At 66.8% G+C, this 25,531-nt stretch carries 23 protein-coding genes and 2 tRNA genes; 12 read left to right on the plus strand and 13 right to left on the minus strand.

The genetic code is table 11. The features are described from left to right. Positions 1-62: 62 nt before the first annotated feature. The gene (crp, locus tag AC1DIQ_RS10520) at positions 63-728 is read right to left on the minus strand and encodes a cAMP-activated global transcriptional regulator CRP (RefSeq protein ID WP_088433580.1); all 666 of its coding nucleotides are present in this window, start codon (positions 726-728) and stop codon (positions 63-65) included. Positions 729-898: 170 nt separating this feature from the next. Here crp and speD point away from each other — a divergent pair, with 170 nt between their 5' ends. Continuing rightward, positions 899-1,693 carry an adenosylmethionine decarboxylase gene (gene speD, locus AC1DIQ_RS10525; protein WP_019185315.1) on the plus strand — a complete coding sequence of 265 codons (795 nt, stop codon included), beginning with the start codon at positions 899-901 and terminating at the stop codon, positions 1,691-1,693. Positions 1,694-1,864: 171 nt separating this feature from the next. After that, complete coding sequence (gene sugE / locus AC1DIQ_RS10530; protein ID WP_046273055.1) at positions 1,865-2,182, plus strand: quaternary ammonium compound efflux SMR transporter SugE; 318 nt, start codon at positions 1,865-1,867, stop codon at positions 2,180-2,182. A gap of 124 nt (positions 2,183-2,306) precedes the next feature. On the opposite strand, the gene coq7 is transcribed toward sugE, so the two are convergent. Continuing rightward, entirely contained in the window at positions 2,307-2,951 is a 645-nt protein-coding gene (gene coq7, locus AC1DIQ_RS10535; RefSeq protein ID WP_121040609.1) for a 2-polyprenyl-3-methyl-6-methoxy-1,4-benzoquinone monooxygenase, read from the minus strand. 180 nt (positions 2,952-3,131) lie between these two features. Here coq7 and rplM point away from each other — a divergent pair, with 180 nt between their 5' ends. Together rplM and rpsI are read left to right on the plus strand one after the other, a co-directional pair. Continuing rightward, positions 3,132-3,560 carry a 50S ribosomal protein L13 gene (gene rplM, locus AC1DIQ_RS10540; RefSeq protein ID WP_038685795.1) on the plus strand — a complete coding sequence of 143 codons (429 nt, stop codon included), beginning with the start codon at positions 3,132-3,134 and terminating at the stop codon, positions 3,558-3,560. 2 nt (positions 3,561-3,562) lie between these two features. After that, positions 3,563-3,955 (plus strand): 30S ribosomal protein S9, encoded by a 393-nt coding sequence (rpsI, locus tag AC1DIQ_RS10545; RefSeq protein WP_019185318.1) that lies wholly within the window; start codon positions 3,563-3,565, stop codon positions 3,953-3,955. Positions 3,956-4,396: 441 nt separating this feature from the next. Here the strand turns inward: rpsI and AC1DIQ_RS10550 are convergent. Continuing rightward, a tRNA-Gln gene (locus AC1DIQ_RS10550) sits at positions 4,397-4,471 on the minus strand. 49 nt (positions 4,472-4,520) lie between these two features. Continuing rightward, positions 4,521-4,597, minus strand: a tRNA-Met gene (locus AC1DIQ_RS10555). A 121-nt stretch (positions 4,598-4,718) separates the two neighbouring features. Here AC1DIQ_RS10555 and AC1DIQ_RS10560 point away from each other — a divergent pair. From AC1DIQ_RS10560 to bfr, 3 genes are all read left to right on the plus strand, one after another. After that, positions 4,719-5,351, plus strand: a complete 633-nt coding sequence (locus AC1DIQ_RS10560; RefSeq protein ID WP_121040607.1) for an RNA pyrophosphohydrolase — start codon at positions 4,719-4,721, stop codon at positions 5,349-5,351. 116 nt (positions 5,352-5,467) lie between these two features. Then, positions 5,468-5,674 (plus strand): (2Fe-2S)-binding protein, encoded by a 207-nt coding sequence (locus tag AC1DIQ_RS10565; protein ID WP_121040604.1) that lies wholly within the window; start codon positions 5,468-5,470, stop codon positions 5,672-5,674. Positions 5,675-5,781: 107 nt separating this feature from the next. After that, positions 5,782-6,252, plus strand: coding sequence for a bacterioferritin (bfr, locus tag AC1DIQ_RS10570; RefSeq protein ID WP_121040602.1), 471 nt, complete (start codon positions 5,782-5,784; stop codon positions 6,250-6,252). A 1-nt stretch (position 6,253) separates the two neighbouring features. On the opposite strand, the gene AC1DIQ_RS10575 is transcribed toward bfr, so the two are convergent. The 3 genes from AC1DIQ_RS10575 to AC1DIQ_RS10585 are packed head-to-tail and all read right to left on the minus strand — an operon-like array spanning position 6,254 to position 11,115. Beyond that, positions 6,254-8,569, minus strand: coding sequence for an ATP-binding protein (locus AC1DIQ_RS10575; RefSeq protein ID WP_478049990.1), 2,316 nt, complete (start codon positions 8,567-8,569; stop codon positions 6,254-6,256). A gap of 2 nt (positions 8,570-8,571) precedes the next feature. Next, positions 8,572-10,431 (minus strand): EAL domain-containing protein, encoded by a 1,860-nt coding sequence (locus AC1DIQ_RS10580; protein WP_121040598.1) that lies wholly within the window; start codon positions 10,429-10,431, stop codon positions 8,572-8,574. A 57-nt stretch (positions 10,432-10,488) separates the two neighbouring features. After that, a complete protein-coding gene (locus tag AC1DIQ_RS10585) occupies positions 10,489-11,115 on the minus strand; it encodes a DUF4126 domain-containing protein (RefSeq protein WP_121040596.1) in 627 nt (208 codons plus the stop codon). A 181-nt stretch (positions 11,116-11,296) separates the two neighbouring features. Between AC1DIQ_RS10585 and AC1DIQ_RS10590 the strand changes: the two genes are divergently transcribed. The 5 genes from AC1DIQ_RS10590 to ampE all read left to right on the plus strand — a co-directional run bounded on the left by AC1DIQ_RS10590 (position 11,297) and on the right by ampE (position 14,945). Then, on the plus strand, positions 11,297-12,046 hold the full coding sequence (locus tag AC1DIQ_RS10590; RefSeq protein WP_121040594.1) for a DUF6776 family protein: 750 nt from the start codon (positions 11,297-11,299) through the stop codon (positions 12,044-12,046). A gap of 4 nt (positions 12,047-12,050) precedes the next feature. Continuing rightward, positions 12,051-12,512: a bactofilin family protein gene (locus AC1DIQ_RS10595; RefSeq protein ID WP_121040591.1), complete on the plus strand. Its 462-nt coding sequence runs from the start codon at positions 12,051-12,053 to the stop codon at positions 12,510-12,512. 54 nt (positions 12,513-12,566) lie between these two features. Further along, positions 12,567-12,956 (plus strand): iron-sulfur cluster insertion protein ErpA, encoded by a 390-nt coding sequence (gene erpA, locus AC1DIQ_RS10600; protein WP_019185327.1) that lies wholly within the window; start codon positions 12,567-12,569, stop codon positions 12,954-12,956. Between the two features lie 69 nt (positions 12,957-13,025). Then, positions 13,026-13,931, plus strand: a complete 906-nt coding sequence (nudC, locus tag AC1DIQ_RS10605; protein ID WP_152150924.1) for an NAD(+) diphosphatase — start codon at positions 13,026-13,028, stop codon at positions 13,929-13,931. Between the two features lie 120 nt (positions 13,932-14,051). Then, positions 14,052-14,945: a regulatory signaling modulator protein AmpE gene (gene ampE, locus AC1DIQ_RS10610; RefSeq protein WP_478049991.1), complete on the plus strand. Its 894-nt coding sequence runs from the start codon at positions 14,052-14,054 to the stop codon at positions 14,943-14,945. 8 nt (positions 14,946-14,953) lie between these two features. Here ampE and AC1DIQ_RS10615 read toward each other — a convergent pair whose 3' ends face one another. The 6 genes from AC1DIQ_RS10615 to AC1DIQ_RS10640 all read right to left on the minus strand — a co-directional run bounded on the left by AC1DIQ_RS10615 (position 14,954) and on the right by AC1DIQ_RS10640 (position 25,511). Next, complete coding sequence (locus tag AC1DIQ_RS10615; protein WP_152150928.1) at positions 14,954-15,373, minus strand: DUF2752 domain-containing protein; 420 nt, start codon at positions 15,371-15,373, stop codon at positions 14,954-14,956. Continuing rightward, positions 15,373-15,732, minus strand: coding sequence for a CD225/dispanin family protein (locus AC1DIQ_RS10620; protein ID WP_121040583.1), 360 nt, complete (start codon positions 15,730-15,732; stop codon positions 15,373-15,375). The genes AC1DIQ_RS10615 and AC1DIQ_RS10620 overlap by 1 nt, the downstream gene beginning before the upstream one ends. Positions 15,733-15,843: 111 nt before the next feature. Beyond that, a complete protein-coding gene (locus AC1DIQ_RS10625; RefSeq protein ID WP_478049992.1) occupies positions 15,844-17,733 on the minus strand; it encodes an MFS transporter in 1,890 nt (629 codons plus the stop codon). 139 nt (positions 17,734-17,872) lie between these two features. After that, positions 17,873-20,050: a YccS family putative transporter gene (gene yccS / locus AC1DIQ_RS10630; RefSeq protein WP_478049993.1), complete on the minus strand. Its 2,178-nt coding sequence runs from the start codon at positions 20,048-20,050 to the stop codon at positions 17,873-17,875. Positions 20,051-20,077: 27 nt separating this feature from the next. Next, positions 20,078-22,144: a TonB-dependent siderophore receptor gene (locus tag AC1DIQ_RS10635; protein WP_478049994.1), complete on the minus strand. Its 2,067-nt coding sequence runs from the start codon at positions 22,142-22,144 to the stop codon at positions 20,078-20,080. A 241-nt stretch (positions 22,145-22,385) separates the two neighbouring features. Next, positions 22,386-25,511: an efflux RND transporter permease subunit gene (locus AC1DIQ_RS10640; RefSeq protein WP_461769607.1), complete on the minus strand. Its 3,126-nt coding sequence runs from the start codon at positions 25,509-25,511 to the stop codon at positions 22,386-22,388. Between the last annotated feature and the right edge of the window lie 20 nt (positions 25,512-25,531).

Here is a 25,531-nt window from a genome sequence, read left to right on the forward strand (position 1 = left end):
CCGACAGCCTAGCGGCAAATGGGCGGGGTTGCCGGCCAGCGGCCGGCACGACCAAGGCCCGATCAGCGGGTGCCGTACAGAACGACGGTCTTGCCGCGGGCATGCAGCTGCCCGTCGGTCTGCAGCTTCTTCAGCACGCGGCCGGCCATTTCACGCGAGCAACCGACCAGGCGGGCCAGTTCCTGGCGCGAGACGCGCAGCTGGGTGCCCTGCGGGTGGCTCATCGCCTCCGGCTCGCGGGAAAGATCGTGCAGGGTCCGCACGATGCGGTCGGTCACATCCAGGAAGGCCAGGCGGCTGGCTTTCCTGCTGGTGTCGAGCAGGCGCTTGGAGAGCTGCTGGCCGATCGAATAGAGCAGGCGCGGCGCATCGGCCGAGAGCGGGCCCAAGAACAGCTGATGCAGGCGCTCGTAGCTGATCTCGGCCAGCTCGCACGGGGTGCGGGTGCGCAGGATCACCTCGCGCCGGTCCGATTCGACGAACAGCCCCATCTCACCGACGAATTCTCCCGAGCCGAAGTAGCCCAGCACCAGCTCGCGATCGTCATCTTCCTCAGCCATTATTGAGACTGAGCCACTGATCACGTAGTAGAGGGTGCCGGCCGGATCGCCTGGACGGAACACGTCGGTACGGGCGGGGTAACGGCGGCGGTGGCTGTGGGCCAGGAAGCGATCGATTGTTGCGATATCCAGGGCCAATGGACTTGTGGCAAGGCGCACAGTTGACACGTTGAGGCGCTCCGATTGCTCATGAAGAATTCACGGCTATGTGCCGGGAGCTTAACGATCCGAATTGTTAAGGGCAAACCGAGCACAGGTACTCGTTTCAATGCAAGTTTCGCCCCCGATCACTTTGCCCCATAATTACTTCTTTCCCACCACACACAGGATCGACCGCCGTGGTCAAGCCGTTGCCTCGCCTGAGGTTGCAGGGTTTCAACAACCTCACCAAGGCGCTGAGCTTCAACATCTATGACGTCTGTTACGCCCGCACCGAAGAGGAGCGTCAGCGTTACATCGAATATATTGATGAAGAGTACAACGCCGATAGGCTGACTCAGATCCTGACCGACGTTGCCGAGATCATCGGCGCGAACATCCTGAACGTGGCCCGCCAGGACTACGACCCCCAGGGTGCCTCGGTGACGATCCTGATCTCGGAAGAGCCGGTGATCGACAAGAAGCAGGCCGGCAAGGAGCTGATCTCCGACGCCGTGGTTGCCCACATGGACAAGAGCCACATCACTGTCCATACGTACCCGGAAACCCATCCGCAGGAGGGCATCGCCACGTTCCGCGCGGACATCGATGTGGCCACCTGTGGCGTGATTTCCCCGTTGAAAGCGCTGAACTACCTGATCGAGAGTCTGGAATCGGACATCGTGATCATGGATTACCGCGTGCGTGGCTTCACTCGTGACGTGAAGGGCAAGAAGCACTACATCGATCACAAGATCAACTCGATCCAGAACTTCCTGGCCAAGAACATCAAGTCGCGTTACGAGATGTTCGACGTCAATGTCTATCAGGAAAATATCTTCCACACGAAGATGCACCTGAAGGACTTCGATCTGGACCAGTACCTGTTCGAAGAGAAGGCCAAGAACCTGTCGTTCAAGGAACGCATGAAGATCGAGGCGCTGCTGCGTCGTGAGATCGAAGAGCTGTTCCATGGGCGCAATCTGGCCGAGTAAGGCACGTCGCGATGTCGTCCGGGCCTGGCCCGGGCAACCTCGTTCAGGCGGGACGGCCCGCCCTGTGAAACCGGTGTTTGCGCAAAACCCGGTTCCACGGCAGCTACCGACGACGGTCCGGTGTGAAAACACCGGGCCGTTTTGCTTTTGTTAACCCAAGGAATCCCCCCCATGCCCTGGATCTATCTCCTGGTTGCCGGTCTGTTCGAGATCGGCTTCGCCATCGGAATGAAGTACTCCGAAGGCTTCAGCAAGCCCCTTCCCACCCTGGCCACCGTTGCTGCCGCCCTGGTCAGCCTGTACCTGATGAGCCAGGCCATGAAATCCATCCCGGTCGGCACGGCGTACGCGATCTGGACCGGGATCGGCGCACTGGGCGTGGCGATGCTGGGCATCTTCCTGTTCGGCGACAGCGCCTCGCCGTCGCGGCTGGCCTGCATCGCGTTGATCGTGGCCGGTGTGATCGGGCTGAAGCTGGTCTCTGCCTGATCGTCGCCCGACCAACGGTCGGGCGCTACCGGTGGCAAGCCGGCCCGCAACCCATGCCGCGCGCGCCGTTCCGGTAGGTATCGACCGTTGGTCGATACGCCGTTACAAGTTGGTCGATACGCCGTTACAACCGGTACGCGATGGTCTTCATGACCTTGGAGGCCAGCGCCATCACCGACGGGATCGGTGCGGGCAGCTTCCGCGCGCCGGCATGCTCGGCGTGGTCGGCGTGGCGGGCCTCGTCGATCTTCATCACCTTGATCACCTCACGGCTGCGCAGGTCGGCCGGGGGCAGGGTGTCCAGGTGTTCGTCCAGATGGGCTTCGACCTGGCGTTCGGTCTCGACCACGAAGCCCAGGTTCCAGCCATCCCCACGCAGGCCGGCCAGGGTGCCGATGGTGTAGCTGCCGGCATACCAGATCGGGTTGAACAGGCTGGGGCGGCTGTCCAGCTCGCGCAGGCGCTGGGCGCACCAGGCCAGATGGTCGGTCTCTTCCTGGGCGGCATCGAGCAGGTGGGCGCGGGTTTCCGGCTCACGGGCAACCGCGGCCTGGCCGAAGTACAGGCCCTGGGCGCAGACCTCGCCGACATGGTTGATGCGCATCAGCCCGGCCGCGTGGCGGCGCTCGGGGTCGGCCATCTGCACGTCCGGGGTGGCCTCGGCGGGGTAGGGGCGGCTGGCCGGCGGGTTGCCGAACACGGTATCCAGGGCCCGCTGGGCTTCGGTCAGCAGGTGGTCGAGCGGCGTGATCTGGCGGAGCGCGGTCATGGCAGGTGGTGTCGCGGCGGGGGACTGTCGATTCTCGCCCCCGCGGACCGGTGTGCCAAGCCGGGATCCGGTCAACTTGCATGTGGCGGGCATGGCCAGTACAATCCCGCCTCTTCACAACGCGTGGCAGAGTTCCGGCCGTACTGCGCCGTAATGAGCCCGACCTACTAGAGTTCTTTCATGAGCACTTTCACTGCAAAGTCCGAGACCGTCCAGCGCGACTGGTATCTCGTCGACGCATCCGGCAAGACGCTGGGCCGTCTGTCCACCGAGCTGGCCCGCCGTCTGCGCGGCAAGCACAAGCCGGTTTACACCCCTCACGTTGATACCGGTGATTACCTGGTTGTCATCAATGCAGAAAAGATTGTCGTCACCGGCAACAAGCTGCAGGACAAGCTGTATCACCGTTTCACTGGCTACATCGGCAACCTGAAGACCGAAACTCTGGCCCAGGCGCTTGAGCGCCACCCGGAGCGTGTCATCGAGACCGCCGTCAAGGGCATGCTGCCGAAGGGCCCGCTGGGCCGCGCCATGTACCGCAAGCTCAAGGTGTACTCGGGTTCCGAGCACCCGCACGCCGCTCAGCAGCCTCAGGTTCTGGATATCTAATCATGGCTATCACGCAAAACTACGGCACCGGCCGCCGCAAGTCCTCCACCGCCCGCGTGTTCCTGCGCAAGGGCGCCGGCAACATCACCGTCAATGGCCGTCCGCTGGACGAGTTCTTTGGCCGTGAGACGGCGCGCATGATCGTGCGTCAGCCGCTGGAACTGACCAAGAACACCGAAACCTTCGACATCATGGTCACCGCCGCTGGCGGTGGTACCACGGGTCAGGCCGGTGCGATCCGTCTGGGCATCGCCCGCGCGCTGATCGAATACGACGAAACCCTGAAGTCCGAGCTGCGCAAGGCTGGCTTCATGACCCGTGACGCCCGTGAAGTCGAGCGTAAGAAGGTCGGCCTGCACAAGGCACGTCGCGCCACCCAGTTCTCCAAGCGCTGATCCATCGCGCATGGCGTGGGATCCTTCGGGGTCCCGCTGGGAGGTACGCAAAAGCCCGGCTTCGGCCGGGCTTTTGTCGTTTCCGGGGGGTGGGTTTCGTCCCCGCAGATCGCTTGGTTGTCAGGTGGATGCAGCGAGGGGTGGCGACGCTTCCGGCGGCACTGCTGCGCTCGCCGCTGTTTCATAGGGGCGGTAGTGCCGACCGCTGGTCGGCTACTCTCGCGGCCCGGCATGGGCGGGGTGTCGGCTGGCCGTCCTCTCTCTGGTGAAACAGCCCCCTTGGAGTACAAGGGGGCGCGCCGTCAGGCACGGGGATGTGGCAGGGGAGGGTTGGCGCCCACACCTTGCTGCGCAAGGTGTGGGGTCCGGGCGCGATGCGTCCGGACAAACGCCCAAACAAACAGAAAAGGCCGATCTTTCGATCGGCCTTTTCTGTTTGTTTGGCTGCCCCGGATGGATTCGAACCACCGAATGCCTGAGTCAGAGTCAGGTGCCTTACCGCTTGGCGACGGGGCAAAATGTGCGTGCAATTATTGCACTTTCTCCCTGAAAAACCAAGCGAACTTGGTGGCTATGGGTGGACTCGAACCACCGACCCCAGCATTATGAGTGCTGTGCTCTAACCGGCTGAGCTACATAGCCTCAGGGAGCCGGCAATTCTGGAGATGTATTCGGAATCTGTCAACACTTTTTCACCGCGCTTGTGAGTGGGCAGCGGGCGTGGCACAGTCCCGATCAGTAGATTTTTCTAGGAGTCCGCATCGTGATCGATCCGGACGGTTATCGACCGAACGTCGGTATTGTGCTGATGCGGCAGGATGGGCAGGTTTTCTGGGCACGACGTGTGCGCCGGGATGGCTGGCAGTTCCCGCAGGGCGGCATGAACACCGACGAGACGCCTGTCGAAGCCATGTATCGCGAGTTGCAGGAAGAAACCGGGTTGTTGCCGGAGCACGTTGAAGTGCTCGGGGCGACGCCGGGTTGGCTTCGCTATCGGCTGCCGGCACGGGCCATCCGCCGCAATGAACGGCAGGTCTGTATCGGCCAGAAGCAGGTGTGGTTCCTGCTCCGGCTGGCCGGGGACGAATCCCACGTCACCCTGGACCATACGGACAGCCCCGAGTTCGACCAGTGGCGTTGGGTCGATTTCTGGTACCCGGTGGAGCATGTGGTGATGTTCAAGCGGGGCGTCTATGCACGTGCCCTGCGCCATCTGGCGCCGCTGGCACGGGGGGTGGCCGGGACGGGGGTGGAAACGATGCCCAAGTCCGCCCAGGAAGCCTGGATGCCGGGCAACGCCGCCGGTCATGATCGGCCGCGCAAGCGCACCACGCCCAAGCGGGGGGGCGGCTACTGGCCGCGCAGCAAGGCCAAGGGCGAGCCGGGCGCCGTCTGAGCGCTGCTGGCGGCTCTGAACCGTATCGAGAATGATTCAGGTTCGAAATTGACAACCATTCGCATTTCGATTGGAATAGCAGCAGGCCGATCCGGGCCTGCCTGCCGAGTCCGCACGTGTACGTCTGCATCTGCAACGGGGTTACCGACCATCAGATCCGCGAAGCCGCCCAGAGCGGTGTCGTGAGCGTGTCCGAGTTGACGATGCGCACCGGCTGCGGCGCCACCTGCGGTTCCTGCCTGGACATGGCGGCCGACCTGCTGGTCAAGTTCAGCGCCACCCACGACCTGCCACTGCCGGTTCTCGGCCTGCAAGCCGCCTGAGCTCGGCCCGCCCGGTTGCGGGCCGCAACTGAGCACGATTCGCGTTCCTTCATGCCTGCGCGCGACGCGCTACAGTGCCCGCGATTCCACGCAGCAGGAGCACGCTCATGAAGGGCGACGCCAAAGTCATCGAATTCCTCAACAAGGTCCTCTACAACGAGCTGACCGCGATCAACCAGTACTTCCTGCACGCCAAGATGCTGAAGAACTGGGGCCTGAAGGAACTCGCCGATCACGAATACAAGGAATCGATCGAAGAGATGAAGCATGCGGACATCCTGTCCGACCGCATCCTCTTCCTCGAAGGCCTGCCGAACTTCCAGGCGCTGGGCAAGCTGCGCATCGGCGAGAACCCGGCTGAGATCCTGCAGTGCGACCTCAGCCTGGAACGCGACGGCGTGGTCACGCTGCGCGAGGCTGTGGCGTATGCCGATTCGATCGGCGATTACGTCAGCCGCCAGCTGTTCGTGAAAATCCTCGCGTCCGAGGAAGAGCACATCGACTGGCTGGAAACCCAGCTGGATCTGATCGAGCGCATCGGCGAACCGAACTACCTGCTGACCAAGATCGAAGACTGAGTCAGCCCTGCAGCGGGGCGCGCAGGCGGGCGTGATAGCCGGCCAGCGCGATCCGTGCACGCGCGAACTCGGCGATCAACAGCGCCACCGCCACGGCGGGGCGCTCCAGCGTGCCGGCGCGGGCATCGTGCTCGATCCGCCAGGCCGCTGCCGACAGCGCCATCGCACCCACATTGGCGCTGGCCGACTTGAGGCTGTGCGCCAACGCGCGCAGCTGGTCCAGATCCGCTGCGACCGAGGCGTCCTGCAGCTGGCGGATCAACGGTGGCGTGTCATCCAGGAACACGCCGATGATGCGCGCGGTATCGGGACCAATAACCTCCAGCAGTTCATCCAGCACGTCCTGATCAAGCACCGGGGCCGGCGCCTCGTCGCGTGCTGGCGGCGCCGCGGGCGGTGAAGGCTGCTGCTCGGGCAGGGACGGTGGCTGCACCGCCGGGTCGTCGGCCATCACGCTTCCCCAGCGAGCCAGCACGGCCTGGAGTGTTTCGCGGTGGATCGGTTTGGACAGGTAATCGTCCATGCCGGCCTGCAGGCAGCGCTCGCGGTCGCCGGCCATCGCATTGGCGGTCATCGCCACGATCGGCAGCCGTGCCGCGCCCCGTGTGGCCTCGTGCGCGCGCCAGCGGCGGGTGGCGTCGTAGCCATCCAGCACCGGCATCTGGCAATCCATCAGCACCACATCGAACGGCCGGGCGTGCAGTGCCTCCAGTGCCTGCTCGCCTTCGGTGGCGGTCTCCACCTCGCAGCCCAGCACCTGCAGCAGCCGCTGCGCGACCAGCAGGTTGACGCTGTTGTCTTCCACCAGGAGCACGCGCAGCGGGAACTGCGGCAGTGCCGTGGGCGAGCCTGCGTACTCCACCTCGGCCAGCAGCGCGGCCGGGCGCGCGCTGGGCACCACCGGGCGCAGCAGCGCGTGCAGTTCACTGTCAGCGCCCTGCCGCGACAGGGCGGGTCCCGGGCCAAGCGCCTCGGGCGCGGGCGCCTCATCGCCATACAGCCACAGCAGCTGCGCAGCGGGATGCTGTTCGTTCCCGGCCACCGCCTTCTGCAATGCCTGGGTGCCATGGCGCAGGCCGTCGGTGTCGGCGATCACCCAGGCCAGGGCCGGGTCGATGCCGGGGCGCTGTGGGGCGCGAAGGGCGTCGATCGCTTCGGCGCTGGTCTCCACGGTGTGCAGGCGCAGATCATGGAGCTGGGTCACCCGCTCGATGCGCTGGGCGAGCACCGCATCGCGGGTGATCAGCAGGGCGCGCCGCGTGTTGCCGACGGCAGGCAGATCACCGATCACCTTGAGCAGCGGAATCTCGAACCAGAACGTAGCGCCGCGCCCCACGGTGGACTGCACGCCGATGCGGCCATGCATCAGGTCGATGATGCGCTTGCAGATGGCCAGGCCCAGCCCGGTGCCGCCATACAGGCGCGTGGTCGAGGCATCGGCCTGGCTGAAGGATTGGAACAGGCGCGCCTGCAGGGCGTCGTCGATGCCGATCCCGCTGTCGGCAATCTCGAACCGCAGCTGGTGCTGCGCGTTGGTCTCGCCCTGGCGCTGCACGCGCAGCCGGATCTGGCCACGCTCGGTGAACTTGATCGCGTTGACCAGCAGGTTGCTCAGCACCTGGCGCAGGCGCACCGGGTCGCCACGGACGGACAGGCGTACCGCCGGGTCGAGTTCCAGCAAGAGCTGCAGGCCTTTCGGATCGGCGGCGCGCTGCATCAACTGCACCAGCCCTTCGAGCAGCTCGCGCAGGTTGAACGTGGTGATCTCCAGGTTCAGGCCCTTGGCCTCGAGCCGGGAGTAATCGAGGATGTCATCGACGATCCTCAGCAGCTGCTGTGAGCTGGTCGCCGCGGTCTGCAGCATCTGGCGCTGGTCACTGCCGAGCTGGCCGCGCGCGATCAGATCGAGCATCGGCAGGATGCCGTTGAGCGGCGTGCGGATCTCGTGGCTCATGGTGGCCAGGAACTCACCCTTGGCCAGCGCCGCGGCTTCGGCGGCCTGCTTGGCGCTGAGCAGTTCCTGTTCCAGCTGGTTCTGCTGCTGACGGCGCTGCTGCAGCTGATCGCGCTCGAGCACCAGCGCCTCATTGCCCCGCTGCAGCCTCTCCAGCTGGTCCTGCGCGTCACGCCAGCGGCGTACCGCCTGGATGCCGGCGAGCAGTGCCAGCACGCCGGTGCCGGCGGCAATGTCGATCCATGGCCCATTGGCACCGATGCGCGCCATCACCGCGGCAGTGGCACACAGGGCGGCCGCCGCAGCGCTGATCCACAGCGAGGCTGGGGTGGAGGAGGGGGCTGGCCGTCCGTGGCGTCCCATGCTCAGAGCACCGAGTTCTGGAAGTCGAAGTTCAGTTCGCTGCCGGCGGACTGGACCATGTTGCCCTGGATGAAATCGACCCCGCCGATCCACATCGCGGCCGCGGCCTGCGGATCTTCGATCTGCTGGCCGATGATGCGCAGCCCGGCGCGGTGCGCCAGGTCGATCGCCGCGCGCAGTTCGTCGCGCGTGTGCTGGTTGGTGTGGCTGTTGGAGAAGCGCGCGGCCATGCGCACATAGGCCAGCGGCAGCTGCGCCATCAATGCATTGGCCTCATCGCCCGGCTCGAACTGGCTCAGGCAGAAGCGCACGCCGGCCGCATGCATGCGCGTGCAGAACTGCTGCAGGGTGACGGTGTGGATCAGGGCATCGGGCAGACGCACGTCGATGACCAGCGCGCTGCCGTCGATCTGCCGGCTCGCCAGCGATTCCAGCAGCCAGTCACCGAAGGCATCACGGGCCAGTGTGCGCAGCGACTGCGAGACGAACAGGTGCAACGGCTGCGCGGCGTGGCGATACAGATCCAGCAGCCCCAGCGCATGGTCGAGCACCTGCTGGTCCAGATCGGCGATGCGCCCGGCCGCTTCGGCGGCCGGGATCACCTGCCCGGCGGCCAGCACGCTGCCATCGGCCTGGCGCAGCCGCAGCAGCACCTGGTACTGCGCGGTGTTGCCACCGGCCACGGCGACGATCGGCTGGTAGGCCAGTTCCAGCTGCCCTTCAAGCAACGCCAGGTGTTCCTGCGCGGCCACATCTTCGCGGCGCACGTAGGCGGCCACGCCCGCGGTCAGCAGGCGGGCCTGCAGGGTGGTGCGTTCGACCGCTTCCAGTGCGCTGCCCGCATCGGAGAAGCCCGGCGAGAGCTGGGCATGACCGACCACGCCGCGCAGGTGCACGGATTCGTCATCGCGGATCACGAACGCGCGCGTGGACAACTGCTCGCGCAGGGCATGCGCCATCGCATCCAGCGTGGCCTCGTCGGCCCCGCGGGCCAGCACCAGGAAGCTGTTGTCGTTCAAACGTGCCAGCAGGTGGGGCTGGGCGGCATCGGCCAGCCGCTGGCCGGCCTGGGTCATCAGCCGTTCGAACGCGGCATAGCCGTAGCGCTCGCGCAGGCCCAGCGCGCTGGCGATCTCGATGAAGAACAGACCGCCCTGATCGCGGTGCGCCAGCGAGGCGCCGAGCTGTTGCATCACATGATGGCGGGTCGGCAGGCCGGTCTCGGGGTTGTTCATCGCCGGTGCGCTGCCGTTGCCCGCCTGCGAGGCGGCCTGCGCACGTGCGCGGCGGATCCGGTTGGAGACGGCGGCGATCAGGTGGCGCGGGCGGATCGGCTTGCTGAGGAAATCATCGGCGCCGCTGTCGAGCACCTCGAACTGGCGCTCCGGATCCGGGTCGCCACTGAGGAACACGATGGGCAGCAGCTGCTGGCCGGGTTGCTGGCGGATCAGTGCGGTCAGCCGCATCCCATCCAGCCCGGGCAGGTGCAGGTCCATCAGGATCAGATCGGGGCGATGCTCGGCGATGGCCTGCTGCACCCCCTCGGCATCGCTGTGCACCAGCGCCTGCATGCCGGCGCCGTGCAGCACGCTTTGCGCGAACAGGGCCTGCGAGCGGTCGTCTTCGACGATCAGCACGCGGTACGCAGCGTCGATGGCGGCCGGCGGCAGGCTGCCGGTCTCGGCGTGCATCGGGGGGAGCAGGGGCGGCGGGCTGGCCGGCGCCGGCGTCAGTGCGACGACATTGCTGTGCATCACGGGTGCGGGTGAGCCCTGGCGTTGCCAGCGCTGCCAGTGGTCGGCCGGCGGCGTTTCAGCGCGCACGGCGCGGGCGGATGCAACAACGTTGTCGTGAACGGCCATCAGTACTCCCAGTCTGCGCCGCAATTATGCGATGAACACCCGAAGGCAGGGCACGCCTCACCGTGGCAGGGTTCCCGGTTTGACCTGCGTCTGACCACTGTCGGCCTGCCGCATCAACCAGCGCATGCCCTTCCACAGCGTCCGCCAGATCATCCAGACGATCAACGCGCCGATCAGGCTGCACGCCACCACCAGGATCAGCGCCAGCCATGGGTGCGCCAGCGCGAGCGCGAGCCCGCCGACCACCACGGTGTCTTCGGCGGCGGAGGCGATCCAGTTGCTGGCCGGTTCGGGCGAGGTGTTGAGCAGGGCGCGGGTACCGGATTTGAGCCCGTGGCTGGCCAGCGCGACGCCGGCGCCGGCCACCAGCGCGGTGCCGCTGAGCTCGCCGCTGGGCGAGAGCGTGGCGGCGGCCAGGAACGCACCGGCCGGGACCCGGGCCAGGGTCTGGACCAGATCCCAGACCGAGTCGACCCCGGGGATCTTGTCGGCGAAGAATTCGGCGATGGCCAGCACGGCCGAGGTGCCCAGCACCCACCAGGACTCCGTGGCCTGCAGCGCGGGCGGCAGGTCGACCCAGCCGAGCAGTCCGGCCAGGCCGACGCCGAACACGGTCAGGTACACGCGGATGCCGGCCAGCCAGGCCAGCAGGATGCCGATCACGAACAGGTGGGCTTCGGTCATGGCACGCGCTCCGGCTGCAGAATGTGCACAGGCGCACACTATCGGGGATGACGTCCATGAACGCCACTGCCTCGATCCCGGCCCTGCGCGGACAAGGTCTTTCCCCTGACTTACACTAGCCCGTCGTTCCAGACAGGGGCCGTTGCGACAGCGCCGGCAGGCGCGGTCGCCCAGGACTGCCATGAATAAACCCACACCTTCCCGCATTCAGATCCGCCGGCCGGGCGCGCCGCCCGTGCAGGACCGCAAGCGCCTGCTGGTGCTGGGCGGGGCCTGGCTGCTGTCGCTGATCCTTGCCGTGCTGCTTGGCGCCTGGTTGGGCTCGCCCGGCGGTGACGTCGGCACCCAGCTCAAGGCGGCCGAGACCCGCAACGAGCGCCTCCAGCAGCAGCTCATCGAACTGCAGCAGCGCCAAGCGACCCTGCAGGCCTCCGACCGCATCAGCCGCGCCGCCAACAACGAAGTCCAGACCTCGCTGGGCGAGCGCGATGAAGAAATCGCCGGCCTGCGCGCCGACGTGGCCTTCTATGAGCGCCTGGTCGGAGCGACCAGCCAGCGCAAGGGGCTGAACACCCATTCGGTGGAGTTCTCGCCGGAGACCGGCGGCACCTGGCAGTACGCCGTGGTGCTGACCCAGAACCTGAACCGCGGGGCGATCAGCCAGGGGCAGATGCGCTTCACGGTGGAAGGCGTCAAGGACGGCAAGCTGACCTCGGTCAGCTGGGACGAGCTGCACCAGCGCACCAAGGTACCGGGCCAGGACTATTCCTTCCGGTATTTCCAGCAGCTCACCGGCAGCGTGATGCTGCCACCAGGCTTCACCCCGCAACGTGTGCGGGTCACGCTGGGATCGGGCGCGGGGGGCGCCACCCAGGTATTCGATTGGAAGCAGGCCGGAGCACCGGCGGCATCGGCAAAAGAAGGGGAGTAAGCCCATGTTTGGCAGCAACAAATCCAACCGCGACGGACATCTGGTCGTGGACGCGCTGATCGGCGCGCAGGTGGTGATCCGCGGGGACGTGGAATTCAGCGGTGGCCTGTATGTGGAAGGCACCATCCAGGGCAAGGTGATCGCCCAGGACGGCGCCAGCAATGCCACCCTGACGGTGGCCGAGCACGGTGCCATCGAGGGCGAGATCCGCGCCCAGGTGGTGGTCATCAGCGGCCGCCTGGATGGCGATGTGCACGCCACCGAGCGGGTCGAACTGACCCCGAGCGCCCGCGTGACCGGCAACATCCATTACCAGGTGGTGGAAATGCACGCCGGCGCCCAGCTGACCGGCCGCCTGATCCATACCTCGGCGCAGATGGCCCTGCCGCCGCCGTCCGGGGATGCGGACCAGGGCAAGGGCAAGGACACTGCGGCCCGCAAGAAGCTGGCCGAGGCGATGGCCTGAATCGCGCCCGCGCGACAACTTGAAACCGTGCTCATGCACCCCCATGCTGGGGGCATGAGCACGCTTGTTTCCCTGCCCGGCGCTCCCGCCGCCGCGCCGAACTACCAGTCCCTGGACCGTCCGCTGAACTTCACCGAGGCCGCTGCGGCCAAGGTCAAGGAGCTGATCCAGGATGAGGGCAACGCTGCCCTCGCCCTGCGCGTCTACATCGAAGGCGGCGGTTGTTCCGGCTTCCAGTACGGGTTCGAGTTCGATGAGAACCGCGCCGAGGACGATCTGGCGGTGGATACCGCCGGCGTCACGCTGCTGGTCGATCCGTTGAGCCTGCAGTACCTGATGGGCGCCGAGGTGGATTACACCGAAAGCCTGACCGGCGCGCAGTTCGTGATCCGCAATCCGAACGCCAAGACCACCTGCGGCTGCGGCAGCAGTTTCAGCATGTGATGTGCGCGCAACCGGCCTGATGGTCGGTTGCCGCTTGCCAGTCCCGCCGAATGTGGGCAGGCTCTTGCGATGTCCAAATTCTCTTCGCAGCTTTCCGGTTTCGCTTTCGTCAGCGAGCCGCTGGAGCGCGCCGATACCCTGCGCGATGACGCCGATGCGTTGTTGCGCCTGTGGCCGGACGCGCGTGTATTGGTGCTCGACCAGGACGGCACCGCGCTGGCCGGCCACGATGGTCAGCCGCTGCCGCTGACCGGCGCGGATCTGGGCGGTGGCCCGGGCACCGCGATCTTCCTCGGCCTGCGCGGCGAGCAGGCGTGGTTCTCGATGGAGGCCGCCGGGCTGTCGGTGACGGCGCCGCAGCGGGTCGACCTGCGCCAGTCCGCCGCGACCTGGTCCATCGCCGATTCCACCGCCTTCTGTTACGCCCGGGGCATGTCCTACTGGCAGTCGCGCACCCGCTTCTGCGGGGTGTGCGGCGGCGCGGTGACCTTCAGCCGCGGCGGCTTCGTCGGCCGGTGTGGCCAGTGCGCCACCGAACACTACCCCCGGGTCGATCCGGCGGTGATCGTGGCCGTGGAGAACCAGGGCCGGCTGCTGCTCGGCCGCCAGGCGAACTGGGCCCCGCGCCGTTATTCGGTGTTGGCCGGCTTCGTCGAGCCGGGTGAATCCCTGGAGCAGACCGTGGTCCGTGAGGTCTTCGAGGAGAGCCGGGTGCGCGTGCGCGAGTGCCGCTACCTGGGCACCCAGCCATGGCCGTTCCCGGGCGCGCTGATGCTGGGCTTCGCCGCCACGGCCGAAGACGACGTACCGACCGTGAACGGCGAGCTGGAAGATGCGCGCTGGTTCACCGCCGAGGAAGTGGGCGCCGCCCTGGCCCGGGATGTCGAGGATGACGGCGAAGGCATCCGCCTGTCCCCGCCGATCTCGATCTCGCGCAGCCTGATCGAGCACTGGTACCGCCAGCAGATCGCCTGACCGTCGCCTGCCGTTGCCGCAGGCTGAACACGCGGCGCGGTACATTACCAACGGCCCGGGGAATTGCCGGGCCGCAAGGCATAGTAGCGGCGCGTCCCACGTCCCGAGCCGGAGGCTTACATGTTCACCACCCTGGTCGCCGTGCTGGTTGCCTTGGCCCTGGGCCATGTCGCGCCGGGCGCGGCCGTCGCGCTGCGGCGTTTCGGCCTGTACCGGCGCTGGCTGCAGTGGCTGGGCCGGCACGCCGCCGAAGACGGGGTCTGGCGCGGCCGCAAGGGCGCCTGGCTGGCGGTGCTGCCGTTCGTGGCAGCGCTGGGCCTGCTGCAGTGGCTGTTCGATGACCGCGTCTACGGCCTGCCGTCGCTGTTGTTGGGCGTGCTGGTGCTGGTGATGTGCTGGGGCCCGCGCGACCTGGACCGCGATGTCGAGGCGGTGATCGACGCCGATGACCCCCACGCACGCCACCTGGCGATCGCGCAGTTGCAGTCCGCCGGTGGCAGCCTGCAGGAAGACGTCCCCTCGCTGGTCGAAGCCACCGTGCTCAACGCGCTGAGGCGCTGGTTCGCGGTGCTGTTCTGGTTCCTGCTGCTGGGCCCGGTCGGCGCGCTGCTGTATCGCCTGCTGGCCTTGCTGGCGGTTGGCCCGATGCGCTCGCTGGCCAGCGTGGAAGCGGTCGCCGGTGCGCGCGGCGTGCTGGCCTGGCTGGAGTGGCCGGTCGCGCAGCTGATGTCGCTGTCGATGGCGCTGGTCGGCAATTTCGATACCGCGTTCAAGGCCTGGCGCGAGGCGCACGGCAATCAGTGGTCGGCCTCGACACACTTCCTCGGTGCGGTCGCGCGGGCAAGCGTGAGCGCCGAGCTGCGCGAGGATGCGCACGATTACAGTGATGCGGGGATGGTGCCGGTGTGGCGTCGTCTGCCGGAGCTGCGCGATGCGATGAGCCTGGTGTGGCGCATGCTGCTGCTGTGGATGGCGGTGCTGGCGCTGCTGGTGATCGCCGGTTGGGTCACCTAGCGGTAGGCTCAGCCCGGCGCCAACCAGGTAAACGGCACCCACGGCAGGTTGCGTGCGATCCAGTACGCGGGCAGCAGGATCAGCCAGAAGGCGGGCTTCATCAGCAGCGTGATCAGCGGCTGCAGCGCGCGTGGCCGCCAGCCCAGTGCCCAACCAAGTACCAGCGGGGCGATGGCCAGCATCAGCATGGCCAGCGGATTCATCGAGAACGCGGTGACCACATCGCCGTGGGCCAGCGCGTGCAATGCACGCGTCAGCCCGCAGCCGATGCAGTAATACCCGGTGACCGCCAGAAAGCTGCACGGCGGGAACGGACTGCTGGCGCTGTTGGGGTCGTAGTGCCGCAGCACCCAGACCCCCGCACCGGCCGCCAATGCGGCCGGCGGCAACGCCGCCAGCAACCAGCGCCTGCCGTGCAGCGCGATCATCAGCTGGCGCTTTCGATCTGCTGCTGGAACTGCTGCATCTGTTCCATGTAACCGTCCACCCCCATGAAGGCCAGCGAGATCACGAACAGCACCACGCCGGCGATCAGGAAGCCGGTGGTGACCCAGGCCCAGATCTTGGCGTTCTTGGAGGCACGACGTGCGCCTTCCAGGTCGCCCTGGTTGAGCAGGCCGTTGACCTTGCTGGCGAACACGATTGCGACCACACCGGTGACGATGCCCGGGAAGCTCAGGCACGACAGGCAGCACACGAAGAACGCCAGGATGGTGACGACGATCGACCAGATCAGGTGGTTCGGGATGCTGCCCGGGGCGGGCGGCAGGGGGGCGGTGGCATTCATCAGCGAAACTCCATTTGCTTGGGTGGGTGGGTGCGTACGAGGTGTCCCGGGCGGTAATCTAACCGATGTGCCTGCCTCTATGTATACGGTTACATGCAGGCAGGGCGGGGCTCATGCCTGATCGCCGCGAAGTTGCCTGACCTGGGTTTCCAGCATCGGCGCGGTGGCGACCTCGCCGGCGATCGGCGCAGATGCGACGACCTCGACATGCGCGCGGAAACGGCGTGGCACACGCATGCGGCCCAGGCGCGTGTCGCGGCGGCTCCACATGCTCGACCACATCCCGCGCAGCGCCATCGGCACCACCGGTACCGGGCGACGCGCCAGGATCTTCTCCACGCCCGATTTGAACGCGCCCATCTGCCCATCGCGGGTCAACGCGCCCTCGGGGAAAATGCAGACCAGCTCGCCCTCGGCCAGCGCCTTGTCCACCTCATCGAACGCGGCCTGCATCAACGCCGGATCCTCACGTACGCCGGCAATCGGGATCGCCTTGGCGGTGCGGAAGATCCAGCGCATCACCGGGATGTTGAAGATCTTGTAGTACATGACGAAGCGCACGGGGCGCGGAAGGGTCGCCGACAGGATCAGCGCGTCCATGTAGCTGACGTGGTTGCATACGATCAGTGCCGCTCCCTCGTCCGGCACGTTGGCTTCGATGCCGTGCGGACGCAGCCGGTACAGCGCGCGCACCATCACCCAGCTGAGGAAGCGCATCAGGAACTCGGGCACGATCGTGAAGATGTAGATCGACACCACGGCATTGGCGATCGCCAGGGCCAGGAACAGCTGCGGGATGGTCCAGTCCAGCACGCGCTGGGTGAGCAGGCCCAGCCCCGCCGCCAGCACGATGAAGCCGGAGTTCTGGATGTTGAGCGCGGCGAACACGCGCGACATTTCTGATTTGGCCGTGCGGCTCTGGATCAGGGCGAACAACGGCACCACGAAGAAGCCGGTGAACAGGCCGATGCCGATCAGATCGATGATGATGCGCGCGCTGCCCGGGGCCTGCACGAACTGCCAGATCGACAGCCCGGCCGCGGCGGCTTCGCCGACGCGGGCGAAGTACAGGTCGAGCATGAAGGCGGTCATGCCGAACGCGCCCAGCGGCACCAGGCCGATTTCCACGGTGCGCCCGGACAGCTTTTCGCACAGCAGCGAACCGGTGCCGGTACCCAGCGAGAACAGCGCCAGCGCGAAGATGTAGAGCAGGGAGCCGCCACCGAGGTTGACCTCGGCATAGGTCGGCAGCTGTGAGGTCAGCATGGTGCCCACGAACCAGAACCAGGACACGCCGAGAATCGCGTTGCGCACGGCCTTCTGCTTCTTGGCCATGCGCAGCACCGCCAGCGACTCGGGCAGCGGATTCCAGTTGATCTTCAGATCCGGCGCGCCGGCATCGACCTTCGGGATCATCCGCGCGGTGAGGTTGCCCGCCACGGCCAGTACGATCACGGCGGTCGCGGCGACGATCGGGCCATGGCTGCCGGACAGCGCGAAGATCAGGCCCCCGGCGATCATCCCGGTGAGGATCGACAGCGAGGTGCCCATCTCGACCAGGCCATTGCCGCCGGTCAGCTCCTCGGGCTTGAGGATCGAGGGCAGCACCGAGTACTTCACCGGCCCGAACAGGGTGGACTGCATGCCGGTGCAGAACAGCGCGACCAGCAGCACCGGCATGCTCTCGGTCAGGAAACCAAGCGCGGCCAGCGACATGATCGCGATTTCCATGGTCGTGGTGATCACGATCAGCCGCGATTTCTCCAGCTTCTCCGCGATCTGCCCGGCCAGCGCCGAGAACAGGAAGTACGGCAGGATGAAGATCGCCGGCGCCAGGTTGGTATACAGCGAGCGCTCTTCGATCGGCGTGCCGAGGAAGAACAGCAGCGCGATGATCGCCTGGCGGTAGACGTTGTCGTTGAACGCGCCCAGCGACTGGACGATGAAAAACGGCAGGAAACGACGTTGCCTGAGCAGAGCGAACTGACTATGGCCGGACATGGAGACTCCTTGCGAACCGGCGCAGCCTAGCATTCTCCCTGTTGGCGCAGCATGGCAGCGGCGCGCGTCGCCCCGGGGCGGTCGCTCACGACCGTGGGTCGTAAGACGTTCAACATCCGTAGCGACCAACGGTCGATACCTACCCCAGCGTGCGCGCGGCCTCGTTGGCGGCACCGCGCAGCTTGGGCAGCAGGCGCAGCATCAGCCCCATCTGGGTGCGGATCAGCTGCAGCTTGGGCGGCATGTCGTCCGGGATCTGCTCCAGCTGCTCGGCCAGGGCCCGGTCGCCCTCGTTGGCGTCTTCGGCCACCGGTTCGCGCTGCTCCAGCGCGCGCGCGATCTGCTGCATCGCCTGCTGCACCCGTTCGCCGCCAGACAGCGCGAGCGGATCCTGGCCGTAGCTGTCCAGCTGGGTGCGGTGGGCGCCCAGTGCGGAGAGATGGCCGAGCAGGGTGTTGGACAGCGCCAGGAAGCGGAAGCCGGCATCCAGATTGCGGCGCACGTGACCAGGCTCGCGCAGCATGTTCGACAACGCAGTGGACAGCGCCGCATCGGCGTTGTGCATGTCACGGCGCGCGATACGGTACGCCAGGTCGTCCTGCATGCCGCTGCCGTACTGGCCGAGCACGGCGTGCAGGTACTTGGCGCAGTTGTCGAGCACACGCGCCATCACCAGGTTCAGTCGCCGGCCCTGCCAGTCGGGCAGGATCAGGAAGGCGGCCGCCGCGGCGATCGCGCAGCCCAGCAGCGTATCCACCAGGCGCGGCCAGATCAGCAGGAAGCCATCGCCGATCAGGTTGAAGCAGGTCAGTGCCATCACCGTGATCGCCGCCGAGGCCACCAGGTAGCGATCGCTGCGGGTGAAGAAGAACAGCAGTGCCGAGAGCAGCGCGATCAGCAGTTCGATGCGCAGGTCCTGGAACAGCTGCATCAACGCCCAGGTCAGCACCAGACCGATCAGCGTGCCGGCGATCCGTTGCGCCAACCGCTGGCGGGTCGCACCGAAGTGTGGGCGGCACACGAACACGATGGTGAGCAGTACCCACGAGCCATTCTGGGCGTTGAACAGGCGGATCGCGGCGAAACCGACGATCAGCGCCAGCGCCATGCGCAGGCCATGCCGGAACAGCACCGAGCCGGGCGTGAGCTGCTGGCGGATGCGCACGCCCATCTCGCGCAGGGTGTGCGGGTTGGTATCGCGCAGGCGGGTATCGACGTTGTCCAGGGTGGACTCGGATTTCTCGGCCTCGGACAGGCGACGTTCGATGCTCTGCAGGTTGTGGCCGAGCAGTTCCAGCGAGGCCAGCAGACGCTGCCACTGCGGGTTGTGCTGGGCGCGCAGCCAGGTGAGCGAATCGGTCAGGTCGGCGGTGGCCTGCTTGGTGCGCTCGCCGTACTGGAACGGCTGGCGCAGGCGGATCGCCTGGCCGAGGTTGGCGCAGGCCTCACCCTGCAGCGCGAGCAGGCGCTGGCAGCGGTACAGCACGTCGCTGTGGAAGAACGCTTCAGTCAGGGCGCCGTAGGGGTAGTGCGAGGAGCTGGCGCGTTCGTGGAAGTCCTGGGCCATGTAATACAGGCGCAGGTACAGGCCGGACTGCACGCCGGGCCGGCCGGAGCGGCCAAAGCGCGCCAGGATCGCGGTCTTGGCGATGTTCAGGGCCTCCACCACGCGCCGGTTCTGCTCGGCCAGGGCGAGCTGGCGCTTCTGCACGTCGGCATCGCGCACCGGTTCGAACAGATCGGCCTTGAGCTGCAGGTAGCGGCCCAGCTCCAGGTACAGGCGCGCCACCCGCTCGCGAACGGGGCGATTGGCGAACAGGGCGGTCCACAGGATCGAGAGCAGGGCGTACCAGGCCGCACCTGCCAGCAGGTGACTGACCGCATTGATCGCCTGGGACAGATCGGCCGTGCCGTGCTGCTCCAGCCCGATCATGGTGTAGATGGCCAACGTCACCGTGGCCTGCGCGATCGAGGCATAGCGCTCGCCGAGCGCGCCGAGCAGGGTCAGCCCGAAGGTCGCTACCGCCAACGCGGTGATGAACCACCACGGATGCGGGAACAGCAGCACCACCGCGGCGGCGGCGGCCACGAAGCACAGCAGCGACAGCGCCACCGATTTGATCCGGCCCCACCAGTTGTCGTCGGTCTCGGCGATCGCGCTGGCGATGATGCCCAGGAACACGCCGGGCAGCGCGGTCAGCTGGTCCAGGTACCAGCACAGCCCCATCGCCGCGGACAACGCGATGAACACCCGCAGGCCATAGCTGGCCTTTTCATGCGCCCACAGGCGGCTGACGCGGGTTTCAAACGAAGGCATGGCGACTCGGCGGAAGGCAGGCCGCCATTATTGCCGGAGCGGGGTGAAGGGGACACCTTTACGTGGGTTGGAATGGCGCTGGTAGTGCCGGCCGCTGGCCGGCTTCCGACAATGCCGAGGAGCCGGCCCCACGCCGGCGTTGACCAGCGTGTAGTCGGGCAGCTTGAGCGTGTTGTCGGCGTCGTAGTAGACGTCGCCGTAGTAGCGGGCCAGTGCGTACACGCTCAGGCCCTCGATCTGCGGGATGCTGTAGTCGGCGTGCAGCACGCCCTGCCAGCGGGCCGCGCCGGCGGTGCGGTTGCCTTCTTGGCTGGCGCTGCCCGGCGAGAGTTTGTCGTAGGTCGGGTCCAGCCAGGTCACGCCGCCACCGAGGGTGAAGGCATCGGTCAGGCGCACATCGCCACTGACTTCCACGCCTTCGTACAGGGTGATGCCGTCCTGCACCAGCAGCTTGCCGGCGGACGTGATCAGGTCGATGTTCGCGCCACGCTCCAATCGGAAGGCGGCCGCATTGGCGCTCCAGCGCGGGTACTCGATCTTGGCGCCGATCTCGTACTGCTTGCTGATGGTGGGGTCGAGCACGTCGCCGGCGTTGATGTAATCGCTGCCCACGCGGCTGCCGGCTTCCAGCGATTCGACGTAGCTGGCATACAGCGTCACGGCATCGGTCGGCTTGTACATCAGGGCGTAGGTCGGGGTGACCGGATAGGTGTGGTACGCGCCCTTGTTTTCGAAGTCGTTGTAGCGCGCGCCGGCCAGCAGCGACCAGCCATCGGCGAAGCTGACGGTGTCGCTCACGAACACCGCCTGCTGCACGGTTTCGCTGCCGCGGCTGAGCACGCGTGAGCCGACCGCATCATGGCGCAGCGTCGGACGCTGATAGATGTTGCCGCGGCCGAGCGTGTTCCATTCGTACGGGCGGTCCCAGCCCAGCCCAGTCTGGTGGGAGACGCCGGCAACGACCTGGTGCGACAGCGGGCCGGTCTGGAAGCGGCCCTGCACGATGGCCTGGGCCAGCTTCCACTCGCTCTTGCCGCCGAGCTCGTAGGTGTTGATGTCGTAGTCGCCGTTGACGTCATCGATGTAGGCGAAGATCTTGTTGACGTCATTCCAGGAGGTGGTCACGCCATAGCTCAGGCTGGCCTTCCAGTCGCTGTTGATCTGCCAGTTCAACGCGGTGGAGAGCAGGCTGGAGCGGGTGTCGTAGTAGCTGCCGTCGATGCTGTTGTCGATGTCGCCGGCCAGCGGGCGCGGCAGCTCGGTCAGGCCGATGAAGTAGTACTGCGGGGATTCGTTGCTGAGATCGCGCGACTGGAACACGCCGTCGAAGGTCCAGGTGAGGCGGTCGCTCAGGCGTGCATCCAGCGACAGCGCGCCGACCTTGCGGTTCACCTCGCCGCCGTTGAAGGTCTCGCCTTTCTCCTGGTACGCATTGAAGCGGTAGCCGAACATGTCTTCGTTGCCGAAGCGCCCGCCCACATCGACCTGGCCGCTGACGATGCCCGCCTCGCGCCAGCCGAGCTGCGCCGACAGCGTGGTGACCTCGGTCGGCTTCCTGGTCACGTAGTTGACGATGCCGCCGGGCTGGCCGAAGCCATACATGAAGCCACCGGCACCCTTCAGCAGTTCCACCTGCTCCATCACTTCCAGCGGCCACTCGGTGCCCCACGAAGAGACCTGCAGGCCGTTGACGCGGTAGCTGTCGTAACTCAGATCGATGCCGCGGTTGCGGATCGGCGAGCTCCAGCCGCTGGCGTAGGCGCTGACCTGGGTGACCACGGACGGATCGGTGAGGAAGGCCTCGCCAAGCGAGACCACCTGGCGCTTCTCGATGTCCTCGCGGCCGACCACCGAGATCGCGAAGGGGGTATCGCGCACGGCACGGTCGCCCAGGGCGCCGGTGTCGGTATGGGTGCGTTCGGCGGTGACCTTGATCGCATCCAGGTCGGTGGCCGAGCGCGTCCGGACGCCGCCATCCGGTGCGGACTGGGCGTGGGCGGTGCAGGCCGCGGCCAGTGAAAGAGCGAGCAGGGCCGGGCGCAGGGCACGGCGGCCCGGCACCACGGCCGGGAGCGAAGACACAGACTGGCGCATGTTGTGGGGGTCCTCCGCGGACAGCAGCACACCGTCCGCGATCAGAAGAAGGCGGAAATAGAGGGGTGGCTGAGTCGTCAGGCGTGCCGCGTCAGCGGCAGCGGGGCATCGCGGGGGGCAGTGCAGGACCGTGGCTGATGCGAATTGTTCTCCTTTGGGCCGGAGGCGTCAATCCGGCGGGATGCCGACCCATGGTCGGTACCCCGCCGCGCAGGGCCCACTCACTGCAGACGCACTGCCTTCATCGCGCGGCAGCGGCCCGTTTCAACGCACGCTTCTCACGGCGCCGCGCCCGGCGAGCCACCCAGCGCTCGCGCAGGCACGAGAAGATCACGTACAGCGCCGGGGTGCTGAGCAGGGTCAGGCTCTGCGAGAACAGCAGGCCGCCGATCATCGCGATGCCCAGCGGGCGGCGCAGTTCGGAGCCTTCGCCCAGCCCGATCGCCAGCGGCACCGCGGCCAGGATCGCCACCATGCTGGTCATCATGATCGGGCGGAAGCGCACGATGCTGGCTTCGCGTGCGGCTTCCAGCGGCGTCTTGCCATGCTCGCGCTGCGCCACCACCGCGAAGTCGATCATCATGATCGCGTTCTTCTTGACGATGCCGATCAGCAGCACCAGCGCGATCATCGAGATCACCGACAGCTCGGTGTTGGTGCCATACAGCGCCAGCAGCGCGCCCACGCCCGCCGCCGGCAGCGTGGACAGGATGGTGACCGGGTGGATCAGGCTTTCATACAGCATGCCCAGCACCAGGTAGACGGTGATGATCGCCGCCATCACCAGGATCAGCATCGCCATCGGGTCCGAATCGAAACCGAACCCGGCATCCTCGGCCAGGCGGATGTCGCCAGGCATGCGCATGCCATTGACCGTGCTGTCGATGATCGCCTTGGCCTCGCCCATGCTGGTGCCGGGGGCGAGGTTGTAGCTCAGGTCCATCGTGGTGTACTGGTTTTCGTGGGTGATCTGCGACGGCGCCAACCCTGGCACCTGTTCGGCGACCGCTGTGATCGGCACCATCTCGCCATTGCCGGCCCGCACGTAGATCTGGTCCAGCGCGCCCGGTGTCGCGGTCTGTTCGGGCAGGGCGTTGACCACCACGCTGTACTGGTTGATGTCCGAGTAGATCGTGGAGATCTGGCGCTGGCCGAAGGCGCCGTAAAGCGCGCCATCGATGGCACCGACCGACACACCCAGGCGAGCAGCCTTGGCGCGGTCGATCACGATGTTCTGGCGCAGGCCGGCGCTGTCCACGTCGGTGCCGACGTCGGCCAGCTTCGGGTTCTTCTTCAGCGCGGCCTGCAGTTTGGGCAGCCACTCCTGCAGCTGGGCCAGGTCGTTGCCCTGCAGCGAGACGCGGTACTGCGCGCCCTGGCTGGCCCCCCCGCCGTCATTGCTGGGCAGATCCTGGATGGCACGCAGGCGCAGCTGCAGATCGGGGTAGCGGTCCGCCTTGGCGCTCAGGCGCGCCAGGGCCTGAGCGGTGGTTTCGCGGCGCCCGTCCTTGCGTGATTTCAGTTCAACGTTGAACTGCGCGCTGGAGCCCTGGCGGCCACTGCCCAGGCGCACGCCCACGGTCTTCACCGCCGGGTCGGCCATCAGCATGTCGGTGATGCGCCGCTGGCGGTTGACCATGTCGTCGAAGGAGACCGTGGCGCTGGAGTTCGCGCGGCCCCAGATCAGGCCGGTGTCCTGGGGCGGGAACGCGCCCTTCTTGACCGCGCCGAACAGGAAGATGGTCGCGCCGATCAGCAGCAGCGGGGTCAGCGACAGCAGCAGCGCGTGGCGCAGCGAGAAGTCCAGCAGCTTCACGTAGATCCGCAGCATGCGGTCGTGGCCGGCATCGAGCAGGCGGCCGAAGCGACTGGGTGCGCCGGCGTCGGCATGCGCGCTCAGGAAGCGGCTGCACAGCGCCGGGGTCAGGGTGAGCGAGATGACCATCGAGACCACGATGGCCGCCACCAGGGTGACGGTGAACTCGCGGAAGAACGCGCCCATCATGCCCTTGGCGAACAGCAGCGGGATGAACACCGCCACCAGCGAGGCGGTGATCGAGACGATGGTGAAACCGATCTCGCGCGCACCGGTGAGGGCGGCCTGCATGCGCGTCATGCCTTCATCGAGGTGGCGCATGATGTTCTCGATCACCACGATCGCATCATCGACCACGAAGCCGATCGCGATCACCAGCGCCAGCAGGCTCAGGTTGTTCAGGGTGAAGCCCAGCACGTACATCACCAGTGCCGCACCGGCCAGCGACAGCGGCACGGTCACTGCCGCGATCAGGGTCGGTGCCAGCCGGCGCAGGAACAGCGCCATGGTCAGCACCACCATCGCCAGTGCGATCAGCAGGGTGATCTGCACTTCATGCAGCGAGGAGCGGATGGTCGGGGTGCGGTCGAAATAGGGGGTGAGCGTGGTGCCCGGTTCCAGGTAGTCGCGCAGGGTCGGGATCTGCGCCTTCACCCGGTCCACGGTTTCCACGATGTTGGCACCGGCGCGGGTGAACACGTACATCACCACCGCCGGTTTGTGGTTGAACCACGCGGCTTGGTAGGCATCCTGCTGCCCGTCGTAGACGTTGGCGATGTCCTGCAGGCGGATCACGCGGCCGTTGTCGGCGGTCTTGATGACGAGCTGGGCGAAGTCGGCTGCGCGCGCCACCGAGTCGTTGGCGATGATCGCGGTGGTGGTGTTGCCATCGGTGAGGAAGCCGGTCGGCGAGGTCACGTTGGCCGCGCGCACCGCGTTGCGCAGGTCATCGGCGGTCAGGCCGAGGGCGTTCATCAGGCGCAGGTTGACGTCCACGCGCACGGCCGGCGTGGAGGCACCGGCGATATCCACCGAGGACACGCCGGTGATCTGGCGCAGGCGCTGGGCCAGCAGCGAATCAGCGACGTTGTAGAGATCATCAGCCGACTGCGTTTCCGAGGTCAGCGCGATCGCGATGACCGGGTCATCGTTCGGGTTCGCCTTCTGGAACATCGGCGTGCCCAGCCCGGCGGGCAGGTCGGCCTGGGCCGAGTTGATCGCGGTCTGCACATCCAGCGCGGCCGAATCGATGTCGCGGTCGCTCTGGAAGATCATGAAGACCAGCGAGCTGCCTTCCGAGCTGGACGAGCGCATGCGGTCGATGCCCGGCAGCTGGCCGAGGTGGCGTTCCAGCGGCGCGGTCACCGTGGAAGCCATGGTCGTGGCATCCGCGCCGGCCTGGTTGGCGTGCACGAAGATCACCGGGATCTGGATGTTCGGCAGTGCCGACACGCCCAGCTGCAGGTAGCAGATCACGCCGACCACGAACAGGCCGATGGCCAGCAGGGCGGTGCCGATCGGGCGGCGGATGAACGGGCCGGAGATGTTCATCGAACGCCTCCGCAACGGCC

This window comes from Stenotrophomonas sp. 05L413, from assembly GCF_056397945.1.